9 protein-coding genes and 4 pseudogenes are annotated in these 12,797 nt (G+C 39.7%); 9 read left to right on the forward strand and 4 right to left on the reverse strand.

Annotated features, from left to right (window positions below; genetic code table 11):
• The 4 genes and pseudogenes from BLR15_RS14335 to BLR15_RS13210 form a co-directional block, all read right to left on the reverse strand.
• Positions 1–194: pseudogene (locus tag BLR15_RS14335) on the reverse strand (IS5/IS1182 family transposase); the annotation flags it as partial.
• A gap of 538 nt (positions 195–732) precedes the next feature.
• On the reverse strand, positions 733–1,878 hold the full coding sequence (locus BLR15_RS13200) for a copper resistance D family protein (protein WP_092988251.1): 1,146 nt from the start codon (positions 1,876–1,878) through the stop codon (positions 733–735).
• Between the two features lie 14 nt (positions 1,879–1,892).
• Positions 1,893–2,513, reverse strand: coding sequence for a copper resistance CopC family protein (locus BLR15_RS13205; RefSeq protein WP_092988253.1), 621 nt, complete (start codon positions 2,511–2,513; stop codon positions 1,893–1,895).
• A 301-nt stretch (positions 2,514–2,814) separates the two neighbouring features.
• Complete coding sequence (locus BLR15_RS13210; protein WP_092988255.1) at positions 2,815–3,135, reverse strand: ArsR/SmtB family transcription factor; 321 nt, start codon at positions 3,133–3,135, stop codon at positions 2,815–2,817.
• Between the two features lie 369 nt (positions 3,136–3,504).
• Here BLR15_RS13210 and BLR15_RS13215 point away from each other — a divergent pair, with 369 nt between their 5' ends.
• The 9 genes and pseudogenes from BLR15_RS13215 to BLR15_RS13250 form a co-directional block, all read left to right on the forward strand.
• Positions 3,505–5,424: a heavy metal translocating P-type ATPase gene (locus tag BLR15_RS13215; RefSeq protein WP_176754172.1), complete on the forward strand. Its 1,920-nt coding sequence runs from the start codon at positions 3,505–3,507 to the stop codon at positions 5,422–5,424.
• A gap of 205 nt (positions 5,425–5,629) precedes the next feature.
• Positions 5,630–7,309 (forward strand): IS1182 family transposase, encoded by a 1,680-nt coding sequence (locus BLR15_RS13220; protein ID WP_092988257.1) that lies wholly within the window; start codon positions 5,630–5,632, stop codon positions 7,307–7,309.
• Positions 7,310–7,413: 104 nt separating this feature from the next.
• Positions 7,414–7,998 carry a TlpA family protein disulfide reductase gene (locus BLR15_RS13225; protein ID WP_092988259.1) on the forward strand — a complete coding sequence of 195 codons (585 nt, stop codon included), beginning with the start codon at positions 7,414–7,416 and terminating at the stop codon, positions 7,996–7,998.
• A gap of 419 nt (positions 7,999–8,417) precedes the next feature.
• Positions 8,418–8,786: an ArsR/SmtB family transcription factor gene (locus tag BLR15_RS13230; protein ID WP_092988261.1), complete on the forward strand. Its 369-nt coding sequence runs from the start codon at positions 8,418–8,420 to the stop codon at positions 8,784–8,786.
• Positions 8,779–11,241, forward strand: coding sequence for a heavy metal translocating P-type ATPase (locus tag BLR15_RS13235; protein WP_092988263.1), 2,463 nt, complete (start codon positions 8,779–8,781; stop codon positions 11,239–11,241). Before BLR15_RS13230 ends, BLR15_RS13235 begins: the two co-directional genes overlap by 8 nt.
• A pseudogene (locus BLR15_RS13240) lies at positions 11,238–11,712 on the forward strand (CadD family cadmium resistance transporter); the annotation flags it as partial. The gene BLR15_RS13235 and the pseudogene BLR15_RS13240, both read left to right, overlap by 4 nt.
• Positions 11,709–11,936: pseudogene (locus BLR15_RS14495) on the forward strand (transposase); the annotation flags it as partial. The pseudogenes BLR15_RS13240 and BLR15_RS14495, both read left to right, overlap by 4 nt.
• A 127-nt stretch (positions 11,937–12,063) precedes the next feature.
• Entirely contained in the window at positions 12,064–12,435 is a 372-nt protein-coding gene (locus BLR15_RS13245) for a sulfite exporter TauE/SafE family protein (RefSeq protein ID WP_245696815.1), read from the forward strand.
• Positions 12,436–12,579: 144 nt separating this feature from the next.
• Positions 12,580–12,797 (forward strand): annotated as a pseudogene (locus tag BLR15_RS13250) (IS5/IS1182 family transposase); the annotation flags it as partial.

Below are 12,797 nucleotides of genomic sequence, written 5' to 3' on the forward strand. Positions count from 1 at the left end.
CCACATAAAATAATCTTCATCATCATTCTCGGGTGGTAGGATGACGTCCCGAAGGTATGTTCAAATGGCGCAAACTCAGTATCGGGAATACTTTCCACCAGGGCATTCACAGCCAGAGCGATATCATCTTCCGGAATGACGACTGCCAGATCGATTGGCAGTGTGATTTGGTTCATGTTATAATCTTTATACATAAGGTCCCTTCTTTCTTTGTTGGTGTCGTTACTTACATTGTATAAGAAGACCTTATTTTTGTCTTATATTTATATCATAAAAATTCCCCGGGGTAGAATTGTATTCTACCCCGGGGAATTCGACTTTAGGTGGGACTTTTGTCCCAACCCCGACTGATTCATCTGCTTCCACTTCACAAAACTGGTCTCACAGTGCATGGTATCGTTCAAAAACTCATGTACTTTTGAATAATATGTACATTGATTATTATACATGTTTTTGGACTCAATCTATATGAATAAAGGGCGATTTCACGCATACATAAAATCGTCCAATTAACGGTCGTTAATTATACTATCTCCATTATTTTACTGGGTTAATCTATCTTCAACTCATATGTTAGCTAAAAAAGAGAAAACCCCAGTGAAAGATATTCAAGATTATCCATCACCGGGATTCATTTTATTATGGGCACCGACATATTTTAAATACTGAGATAATAAGAGAATTGCAACTTTTGTTAAACTAAATGTTTTTCTCTTTTCAGATTTATTGTGCCTACTGAATCCCTAAAATAATGCCTGCATATATAGATATAGACATTAGAAAGGAAAAAAGTATTGAGAAAAAAACAGACTTCTTTCGCATAACTGAATAGATAGTCAAAAATAAGAATAAAAATCCTAGGACAAATAGAAGATAGTTTTCCGGACTAAATGACATAGTGACGTTAAAAATGTCTCTATGCTCTGCATTCTGAATAATGTTTACGATGTCTCCATCGTATAATACATTGAACAGCGGGGAGCCCCCCTCTGCTTTTATCAGATTATAAATTTGGTGAGGCGGCCATGATTGACCCATAAAAGCTGTTACTCCGAAAATCATTAAAGCATAACCACTTTCTAATTTTGCCCATTTTAACGGGTTGAATGAGTCTCTAGCCTGACATTTTCTAAACAAAAATCCATTTATAAAAGCAAATAATACGAGTGAAATAATCAATATATGTTTTATAAGCAGTGCCTGTCCGTAATTTACTATAAGGCTATTCTGATAATCCTGTAAAACAGACGAATTAACATCATCATATGATTCAATATCAATTTCCATAGTCAGGTAGCCTGTAATACTCGCTATAATAAGACATATTATCGCAACTGGTGTAAACCACTTCAAAAATGGTATCCAATTATCTTTATCTCTAGAAAACCAACTGATTATAAAAAGAATTCCTATCCATATAGTAATTGAAAGGAAATGAAGCGTATGTACAACAAACCCTTGCCACTCTGTAATGGTCGCCGCATGTGCGGAATATGTATAACCAAACAACATCAACAAAGTTACAGCCAATGCCCATATCTTCAAATGTAGTCTGATAGCAAATTTTTTCATTCTTAAAACAAAAATAAGTACGATAGAAACAATACTGATGAATAGCCAGGATCTGCCAATTTCAAAAGTCAGTAACACATTTTTCAAAGTAAACCAGAAACCTAAATCCACTGCCAATAGATTTGCTGTTCGATAGACTGGGAAGAAAGCAGTTATAGGTATTAAAATAGTAGCGAGATACAATAATTTTTTGGGTATTTTTAAAGTAGTTTTTTTGTTTTCGGGAATTATATATAAAATCAGAGAGCCAATCAGAATGGAAAAACTAACGTATAAGATAAATTCTGTCAAAGAAACTAAAATCAATTTAAACTAACCTCCTACCTCTTCCGTTTATCAGCCAACATCCCAATTGTTAATATCACGCCGGACATAATAAGGAATGTGATTATTACTGTGGTTAAAGAGATTTGCTCATCAGTGTTCTCTGATTGTTCACTGAGTATACTTGTGGATTCTGACGGTTCATTTTCTATGTTATCGCTATTATTATTTTGACTTTCATCCTTCAGGACTTCGTCTACATTATCTTTATTTTGATTCTGGTCATTTTGAGATTTATTATCCTTTGGTGAAGAAACTGAGAATGAATATTTATCCTCAATAGCATGACCGTCACTCCCAACTATTTTCCAATTCACTTCGTATGTACCCGCATTAAGCAAATCTTTAAAAGCGGCTTTCATTACATTATCTTCTATCTCAACAGCTGCAGGTTGGATATCCTGATTATTATTTTCCTCGGTGAGGTACAGGGTACTGACATTTTCAATTTTTGTACTAAAGGATAGTTCAATTGTGTCGATGCTCTCATCAAGTTGTTCCCCCTCCGCCGGGTTGGCTTCTTCTAAAAAGGAGTGTCCGTTGACCTTGTCAGACGGAAACGTTAAAAATAAAATTGCAGTAGCTATAATCAAGTATATTTTCTTCAACCCAAACATATCATTTCCTCCAAATCTAGATATTTTATATACGAATCATATCACTTACTAAATTAAAAAAATCATCTCTGTTCATTTTGTACTCAAATCGTCAAATCATAATTAAAACTGTGTATAAAGACACTATTTAAAATAGAAGCTGATAAAGGGGTTAGCAGGAGCATCTAACTCGCAACTGATGAGTTAGATGTTTTTTTGTGACAATCGGCTGCTATAGACGTATCATTGCTAACCTTCAATTTTTAAAAAATTTAAAGTTTTATTATAGAGAAACTCCCTTTCCTATTTACTGCGATTATTGCTAATCTTTAATTTTTTCCTCTTCAATGTGGGTTGAAACCTGTTCGAGAATGCTGAAAACATGATGATCATCAAGGCTGTATATCACGATTTTTCCGGCTCTTTTTGCTTTCACTAAACGTGAATCCTTTAAAGTTTTTAGTTGATGAGAAACAGCAGACTGTTCCATATCTAATGAAGTTGCAATGTTTCCTACACTAAGTTCTTCACTCTGCAACAGAAAAAGGATTGAAAGGCGCGTTGGGTCACTGATTACTTTAAACAATTTACTTATTGATTGAATAGTTTCTTTATCGACCGGATAAGCCGCTGGTTTGTCCATATATTTCATCCTTTCAAATGATTTTTCATTCATGTATATGATAACACATGGATGAAATGACACTGGATTTTTATTCATGGAACAAATTAAGATTACTTTTTGTTAGAGAGAGCAAATTCTACTTGGAGAAAAATACTTTTTATTGACAAAGCTTGAAAATTTACATATAATGAGTGCACACACATATGAATGAACAAACATATGTAAGCCGGAATCATTTTGATTTACATATGATCTGAAGCACGGAGTGATATTAAAAAATATCATATGCTATGCCCTCTTAGTATATAGGGATTCTTATAGAAATTTGGCACAAATAAAATTTGCTTGGAAAATAAAAAAGAAACTATGTTTGGAAAGGTGATAGAAATGGAAGCTGTTAATGAGCAACAATCACGTGATACACATTCTCACGACCACGACCATGATCACGGGAAGTTGCCGATTGTTCTGTATTTTATTGGACTAGGCCTGGCACTAATAGCACTCTTTTTAGATGGAGAAAATAATTTATTACAAAATAGTTTGTTTTCGATTGCTTCAATTATTGCGGGCTACCACGTTATTCTTCTTGAAGGAATTGGAGAAACCGTTCAAAATACTAAAGCCAAAAAAAAGTTTACACCAAACTCTCATATTTTAATGGGATTGGCTGCACTTGGTGCCTCATTGATAGGAAATTTTTGGGAAGGAACTTTGCTCATTCTCATTTTCTCTGGTGCGCACTTTTTAGAAGATTACGCAGAAGGTAGAAGTAAACGTGAAATCACAAAACTGCTTGAAATGAATCCCACCACTGCCAGATTCATAATGCCTGATGGCAATACACAGATTGTTGATGTTAGTGAACTAAAAGTGGGAGACCAGCTTCAGGTACTTAATGGAGATCAAGTACCCATTGATGGAATCATTTTGTCAGGAAGCACTTCCATAGACGAATCTTCCATCAGTGGAGAAAGTATCCCTAAAGAAAAGACCAAAGGAGATGAGGTTTTTGGTAGTACCATCAATGGAACAGGCACTTTCACAATGGAAGTCACAAAAGAAAATAAAGATACCGTTTTTTCAAAAATTTTACAACTGGTCAATCAAAATCAAAACAATCAAACTAAAGCTGCCAGTATCATCCAAAAATTTGAACCGAAATATGTGACAGGGGTCTTAGTTGCAATCCCACTGTTCGTTCTACTTACTCCCTTCATTATAGATTGGAATTGGTCACAAAGTATTTATAGGGGATTAGTCCTTTTAGTCGCAGCTTCACCATGTGCTTTAGCGGCAGCTACCGTATCTGTAACATTGTCGGCGACATCGAACTTAGCCAAAAGAGGCGTACTTTCAAAAGGGAGTTCTTATTTATCTCAATTAGCCGATATTCAAGCTGTTGCCTTTGATAAAACAGGAACCTTGACGAAAGGAAAACCTGAAGTGACCAATTATTATTTTGATGATTCTGTAAACGAAGAACATATCATTGATATCGTTGTTGCTCTTGAAAAGGAATCCAACCACCCTTTAGCAGATGCAATTCTAAGAAAGTTTGAACAAAAAAACAAATTAGCTATTGAAGTAGAAAATCAGATTGGGAGAGGGTTGACAGGTAATTACAAAGGTAAAAATTATCGGATCGGAAAAACAACTTCTTTTTCCGATGTTTCAGATAAATTTATTCGCTTAGATGATGAATGGGCGTCAGAAGGAAGAACAGTCGTATACGTAGCAGAAGATGAAAAGGTTATAGGGCTTATTGCCCTTATGGACATCCCTAGTGAATATGCAATAGGAACCATTGAGTACTTCAAAAAACAAGGCATACACACCACCTTAATTACTGGTGACTCAGAAATGACTGGAAAAGCTGTCGCTGAACAATTGGGAATAGATGAAGTAATTGCGAATGTCATGCCGGAAGACAAATCAAGGATCATAGACGAGCAAAAAGAAAAATACGGCGTAATAGCAATGGTCGGAGACGGTGTAAACGATGCGCCGGCTCTTGTGAACGCTGACGTTGGGATCGCTATGGGCGATGGAACCGATGTAGCGGTAGAAGTATCTGATTTAGTTTTAATGCAGAACAATTTATCAAGATTAGTTGAATCACATAACATTTCTTCTAAAATGAATCGGGTCATCTGGCAGAACATAATTTTTTCCATGGCAGTCGTAGCCTTTTTGGTTATAGTCAGTTTATTTGGTCTGACCGATATAGCAATCAGTGTCATTATTCATGAAGGAAGTACGTTGGTTGTCATTCTGAATGGGCTTCGTTTATTAAAATTCATATAATCCAATCAAAACCCAAAAATTTGGTTGTGTTGATAAGCCTTTGGAATTCATATGGGGCTGGGACATAAGTCCTAGCTAAAATCGAATTCCCCCGCAGTAAAATATCAATTTTACTGCGGGGGAATTTTTATATGTAAATATAAGACAAAAACAAGGCAGTCTCTTATAATGTAAGTAACCACACAAACAAAAAAAGAGGTGCCTTATGTATAAAGATTATAACATGAACCAAATCACAATACCATTGAATATAGAAGTGATGATTCCGGCCGATGACATCGCCATTGCGGTGAATGACATGGTGGAAAGCATCCCGGATGCCGCATTTGAAGACTTCGATCATCATTTTGGTGCGGCGTCTCACCACCCGAGGATGATGATGAAGATCATCCTGTGCGGCTATGCCCAGTCCGTGTACTCCGGCCGGAAGATCGAAGCGCTGCTCGGCGACAGCCTGCGGATGAAGTGGCTGGCGCAGCACCAGCACCCTTCATACCGGACCATCAACCGATTCCGGATCCATCCCCATATGAATGCCCTCATCGCGGAAGCCTTCATCCAATTCAGGATGCAGCTTCAAGCCAATGATTTAATTGATGATGAGGCGATTTTCATCGATGGCACAAAATTGGAAGCCAACGCCAACAAATATACATTCGTCTTCAGGAAGAGCGTCGAGCAGCACCAGGAGAAACTGCGGGCCCAATCAAAACTGATGTATGACACGATGTATGAGCAGATGATCATCCCGGCACTGCTGGAAGAATCCGAAGACATTGTAACGGATGCCCATTTAAACACGATGCATCAAGCATTGGAAACAGTGGAGAATGATTTGACAGAAGCGATTGATGCGACTGAAGATGTCCCGGACAGGAAGGCCATCCGATCCGAGCGATCTGTCATTCGAAAAGCCAAAAAGAAATGTGCGGACCTGCGAGACCGTGAGCTGAAATATACCCAGCAGTTGGCGATTCTCGGTGAACGGAACAGTTACTCGAAAACCGATACGGATGCGACGTTCATGCGCATGAAAGAGGACCATATGAGAAATGGCCAGCTGAAAGCCGGATACAACCTGCAGGTCGCATCGAATCATCAATTTGTTTTGGGGTATGATCTCTATCCGAATCCGACAGACACCCGCACATTGAAGCCATTTCTTGATACGATGCTGGAAACATTCCAGCATTTACCGGGTAAAATAGTGGGCGACTCCGGCTATGGCAGTGAATCCAATTATGAAATGATCATGGATGACTATGAGCGCACCGCTTTAATTCCTTACAACACCTACTACAAAGAAAAGAAGAAAAAATATAAAGATGATGAAATACATCCAGCGAATTGGCCCTATGATGCGACAAACGATTTATATATTTGCCCAGATGACCGGGAGATTCGATTTGACCGGTACACCAAACGGACGGACAAATGCGGCTACACCCGTTCATTCAAAATGTATGCATCCGATGATTGTAGCGGGTGTCCGCTTTATGACATGTGCATCAAAAGTGAGAAACGAATCAACAAACGGATTCAAAAGAATATGAACCTGGAGTATTTCAAAGCCCAGGTCAACCATCAGCTTTCAACGAAAGAAAACCGGGAAATCTACCAACAACGGAAGGTGGATATCGAAACAGTTTTCGGCAACTTGAAGGCGAATTTGTCGTTCCGACGATTTTCGGTGCGTGGGATGCGCAAGGTCAAAATCGAAACCGGACTGGCATTATTGGCGCTGAATCTCCGGAAGTTCACCCACATCTTGCGAACAAATATGAAAATAGACATGAAAAATGGCGAGGCATCTTTAAAATCAAGATGCCTCGCCATTTTCCTTAGTTTTCAGAGGCTTTATGTCCCAGCCCCATATTTTATGTAGCAAAAACATCTTCCAATGTCCATAAATACTTCATCATTGCACCATGCCCGACAATGGATGATGTGTTAAAATAATTGCAATAACGATACTGGGGAAGTTTTAATATGAATAAAAAACGTGTGCTCATCATCGCCATAGCTGCCGGTTCTTTGCTGGTCGGTGCGGCGATCGGTGCAGTGCTGAATTATTCGGAAGATCAGTTCGAAAACCAGGCGCTGGAAACGCTCCAGTCCACGGAAGGCAGGGACAATCATCATGCGGTCGGTGAAAACATCATGGAAAATGATTTCACGGAGGTAATGAATGCAAATGCTGATTTTAATGATATTATAAGAAATAACGAAGTCACAGTCGTGAATTTCTTTGCCTCGTGGTGTGACCCGTGCAAACGGGAAACGCCGGCGCTGAATGATTACCATCTCGATAATTTGGATGAGCCGATTGATATCATCGGCGTCAATATCAGCGACAGCACCACAAACAGGGATGCATTCCTCACTGAGTATGAAGTCGGGTATCCCATCTTCGAATTCACCGATGAAGATCAGGCGCTTGATGATTACAAAATCCAGCTGATGCCGACGACTTTCTTTGTCGATGGTGACGGGGAGATCATCAGGGCGTATATAGGCGAAGTATCGCCTGAACTTGTGACCAATTATATAAATTATGTTAAGGAGGCATCCTGATGGGTGTGCGTCAGGATTTCAAGAGCTTGAATGATTATTCAGCTTAGCTAGTCTCATCTGAGTCATGTGGAACCTGGGAATTATCCTTAATGCCGTGTTTCTCCTTAATCTTTTTTTCGTCAATTCAACGTCTACTTTCGCTTTCAACACTCTCCATTTCAAATCACTTTTTATACGTTTTTGCCCATGTAAAACACTTCCGATTGAGTATTTGATTCATTGTACCCTCTCGAATGTGTTTTTTATGCTGTCTCAAATATTTATCTTAGTCTATTGAGATTTGCTTTTCTATCAGTTCAATTTTATTCCCATAGACATTTCCTTATTTATATAATCACCTTATTCAAATATAGACTTGAATAAAGAAGCGAAAATGATTACACTATAATCAAGCAAATACTTGAATGAAGAGGTGAAATATGAGTAAGATCGATACTTGTGAAGTTTTTTGTTATGACGAAGAAAAAGTCAATCGGATTCAAGAAGATATAGAAACTGTTGATATATCAGGTGTTTCGCAGATGCTGAAGTCCATTGCCAATGAAAACAGGGCAAAAATCATTTATGCCCTGTGCCAGGATGAAGAATTATGCGTCTGTGATATCGCAAATATACTTGGTGTGACCGTAGCCAATGCATCCCACCATCTTCGCATCCTTTATAAAGAAGGGATGGTCACATTCAGAAAAGAAGGAAAGCTTGCCTTCTATTCATTGGAAGATCAACATATCAAACAGATAATGAAGATTGCATTAACACATAGGGAAGAAGTGACGGCCAATGTCTGAAAATACCACAGCTCTGACTGAAGAAGAAAAAAGTGTCTACCGTGTCCAGGGTTTCTCATGCGCAAACTGTGCAGGGAAATTCGAGAGGAATGTTAAGAAATTACCCGATGTCCAGGATGCGAAAGTCAATTTTGGCGCATCCAAAGTTTCTGTATATGGAGCGGCGACGGTCGAAGAGCTGGAAGAAGCAGGAGCATTTGAAAATCTGAAAGTGACTCCTGAAAAACCCAGACGACAAGGACAACCAGAAGCTAACAAAGAAAAGAATGTCTACCGTGTCGAAGGTTTTTCATGTGCGAACTGTGCAGGAAAATTCGAAAGGAACGTAAAAAAATTACCCGAAGTACAGGATGCGAAAGTCAATTTTGGCGCATCCAAAGTTTCTGTATATGGAGCGGCGACGGTCGAAGAGCTGGAAGAAGCAGGGGCATTTGAAAATCTTAAAGTGACTCCTGAAAAACTTCAAGAAGAAAGTGTAAAAGAAATAAAAGAGAAAGAAACATCTATTCCATTTTATAAGAAACACGGCACCCTGCTCTATTCTCTGCTGTTCAGTGTTTTCGGTTTCATTTCCATGTTTGTGAATGGCAATGACAATATTATGACGCCGTTGCTGTTCATCACTTCAATGCTTGTCGGAGGAACTTCAATGCTGAAAACCGGGCTCCAGAATTTAGTCCGGCTGGAGTTTGATATGAGAACACTGATGACGGTCGCAGTGATTGGCGGCGTCATCATAGGAGAATGGGCCGAAGTGGCAATTGTCGTTATCCTTTTTGCCATCAGCGAAACTTTGGAACGCTTCTCCATGGATAGTGCAAGGCAATCCATCAGTGATCTGATGGATATCGCCCCCAAAGAGGCACTTGTCAAACGCAACGGACAGGAAATGACGGTACATGTCAATGACATAGAAGTCGGTGATATCATGGTTGTCAAGCCGGGACAGAAAATTGCAATGGACGGCGTGATTATCAATGGCCACTCTGCAATCAACCAGGCTGCAATCACAGGTGAATCGGTGCCAGTTGAAAAATCACTTGATGATGAAGTGTTTGCAGGGACACTGAACGAAGAAGGCTTACTGGAAGTCAAAATCACCAAATTGGTTGAAGATACGACAATTGCCAAAATAGTTCATCTGGTTGAAGAAGCACAGGGTGAACGTGCACCTGCCCAGGCTTTTATTGATAAATTCGCAAAATATTATACACCCATCATTATGGGGATCGCAGTATTGGTTGCAATTGTACCGCCATTATTCTTCGGTGCCGCCTGGTCGACGTGGGTGTATCAAGGGCTGGCCGTTCTCGTTGTAGGTTGTCCTTGTGCCTTGGTGATTTCCACACCGATATCGATTGTTTCAGCAATCGGAAATGCCGCCAAAAAAGGGATTCTTATAAAAGGCGGTGTTCATCTTGAAGAAATGGGTGGACTAAAAGCCATTGCATTCGATAAAACAGGCACACTCACAAAAGGTGTGCCGGTTGTCACCGATTATCAACTTATTGATGAGCTGATGGATGAAAAAGAAATTTTATCAGCCATCACGGCATTGGAATATCGTTCTCAGCATCCGTTGGCATCAGCCATCATAAAGAAAGCGGATGATAATAATTTGCCTTATTCGGATATATCCGTTAAAGACTTTTCTTCCATTACAGGCAAAGGGATAAGGGGTAGAATCAATGACGAGATGTATTACATTGGCAGTCCTGCATTGTTTAAAGAGATAGAATCATCTAATTTCAGTGATAAAATTGAAAAAGATGTCAAAAGACTTCAGCAACAAGGGAAAACAGTCATGATTGCAGGCACAGAGAATACCGTCCAGGCAATCATCGCCGTAGCTGATGAAGTACGGGAATCAAGCAGGGAAGTGCTTCAGAAACTCCACGATGCAGGCATCAAAAAAACAGTCATGCTCACAGGTGATAATTATAGTACTGCCAATGCTATTGGTGAACATGTCGGTGTGACTGATGTACAATCAGAATTGCTGCCGCAGAACAAACTGAATGTAATCAAGCAATTAAAAGATGAATATAAAAATGTGGGAATGGTTGGTGACGGTGTCAATGATGCGCCGGCTCTCGCCGCTTCCACTGTAGGCATCGCCATGGGAGGTGCCGGTACTGATACAGCCCTTGAAACAGCAGATGTAGCTTTAATGGGCGATGATTTGAAAAAGCTGCCGTTCACCATTAAACTCAGCCGTAAAACTTTGAACATCATCAAAACGAATATCGCTTTTGCAATCGGCATCAAACTTATCGCTCTGCTGCTGGTCATTCCAGGTTGGCTGACACTTTGGATTGCAATCCTCTCGGACATGGGCGCTACAATTGTAGTTGCGCTGAATGGTATGAGACTCATGCGCGTGGAGGAAGATGAAGCAGAAGATGAACAAGTATTTGAAAATTCTCATGTCGAAATGTTGGAGTCCGCAAAATGATCGTGACGGCATTTACTGCTGTTGCAGTTTACGTAACGACAGGCATTGATTACCTTATAATATTGATTCTTCTGTTCTCACAAGTGAGAAAGGATCAGGTAAAGCATATATGGATTGGACAATATATAGGAACATTCATTATTATAGGTGCAAGCCTTCTGTTGGCATTGGGAGTGACCAATATAGTCCCCGAGCAATGGATGATCGGTCTGCTTGGTTTACTGCCGCTTTACCTGGGCATAAAGGTGTGGATAAAAGGAGAAGAAAATGAGGGTGAAGATGAAGGTAATATCCTCTCCCTGTTCTCTTCAGGCAGATTCAACTAATTATTCATAACGGTCACTTTAATCGTATTGGCTTCCAGTGCGGATGACTTTGCGATTTACATACCGTACTCCACCACTTTGAACATGATCGAAATCATCGTTGCCATCATTGTATTCATGATAATGGTCGGCGTCTTGTGTTTCGCCCGGCCGTTTGCTTCCTATGAACGGGGCACGAGCGAAAACCAGCATAAACTCATCCGCCGGTTCATCCCAAAAGGGCAGCCAATCTCCAAGATCAGCGACCGACAGATTCAGCGCATTCAACGCTGGATGAACGATTATCCAAGGGAGATCCTGGACTATCAGACGCCGCATGAATGTTTCGTTAAAGCATTCAAGCAGACACAACCGGCTCAAAGCGCGTAGTGTAAAATCGCCCCCTCCCCCGAGGGGGGGGCACACCCACCACTATAGGACTTTCACAACCTTCTGAATCGGGATCTCACAAGGTGGCTAACTTAAACTTGAAATTTACGTAAATTTTGATTTCCTTATGAAAGACAGAAAAATACAATTTAAAAACAGACCATCAGGGTTTATTGGTTCAATGTTTATCGGTACAGCATTTGGTGCTGGGTGGACACCGTGCAACGGACCAATCATTGGCGCTATTTTTGCAATGAGTGCGACTGAACCTAACAATGCTTTAATTTTAATGGTGGTTTACTGTCTTGGTTTTGCAGTACCATTCTTCATTTTGAGTTTCTTTGTATCCCGTACACGCTGGATGCTAAAATACTCAAATACAAGTATGAAGATTGGCGGTATCGTTATGATATTAATGGGTATCCTTCTGTACTTTGATGGATTGACTCAAATTATCATTTGGTTGCAGCCACTCTTTGGAGATTTTCAAGGATTCTAGTAATGAACTATATTTGAATGAATTTCATAATTCTAACCCCATGTCTCCCAACAGTTTTGAGAGTTAAAAAAAGAAGCACCTCCCCAAATCTTGTATAATGGTAGTTGACGAACAAACCATAAAAAGACTGAAGGAGTGCTTCTTATGACCATTATACGACAACCAAGCTTATTTGGCATCCAGGAATTATATGACATGGCACCTCCCCAAAAATATGATGCCATTATTTCTACGATAAATTTGGATAAAATTTATCATGCAGTAACGAAAAAGTCCCGACTTGGTGCACCTGAAGAGTTGAACTATGCCGCCATGATTATTTCTATCTTTGTTAGATATGTTGAACGTATCCCGATGATAAA

The organism is Lacicoccus qingdaonensis, from assembly GCF_900101075.1.
In the GTDB taxonomy this organism is placed as follows: Bacteria; Bacillota; Bacilli; order Staphylococcales; family Salinicoccaceae; genus Lacicoccus; species Lacicoccus qingdaonensis.

What these genes read in the sequence shown, in the direction of transcription:
- BLR15_RS13210 (WP_092988255.1), bottom strand. Translation starts at nt 3,135, where the DNA reads ATGGACAAACCAGCGGCTTATCCGGTCGATAAAGAAACTATTCAATCA.
- BLR15_RS13230 (WP_092988261.1), top strand. Translation starts at nt 8,418, where the DNA reads ATGAGTAAGATCGATACTTGTGAAGTTTTTTGTTATGACGAAGAAAAA.
- BLR15_RS13215 (WP_176754172.1), top strand. Translation starts at nt 3,505, where the DNA reads ATGGAAGCTGTTAATGAGCAACAATCACGTGATACACATTCTCACGAC.
- BLR15_RS13225 (WP_092988259.1), top strand. Translation starts at nt 7,414, where the DNA reads ATGAATAAAAAACGTGTGCTCATCATCGCCATAGCTGCCGGTTCTTTG.
- BLR15_RS13245 (WP_245696815.1), top strand. Translation starts at nt 12,064, where the DNA reads ATGAAAGACAGAAAAATACAATTTAAAAACAGACCATCAGGGTTTATT.
- BLR15_RS13220 (WP_092988257.1), top strand. Translation starts at nt 5,630, where the DNA reads ATGTATAAAGATTATAACATGAACCAAATCACAATACCATTGAATATA.
- BLR15_RS13235 (WP_092988263.1), top strand. Translation starts at nt 8,779, where the DNA reads ATGTCTGAAAATACCACAGCTCTGACTGAAGAAGAAAAAAGTGTCTAC.
- BLR15_RS13205 (WP_092988253.1), bottom strand. Translation starts at nt 2,513, where the DNA reads ATGTTTGGGTTGAAGAAAATATACTTGATTATAGCTACTGCAATTTTA.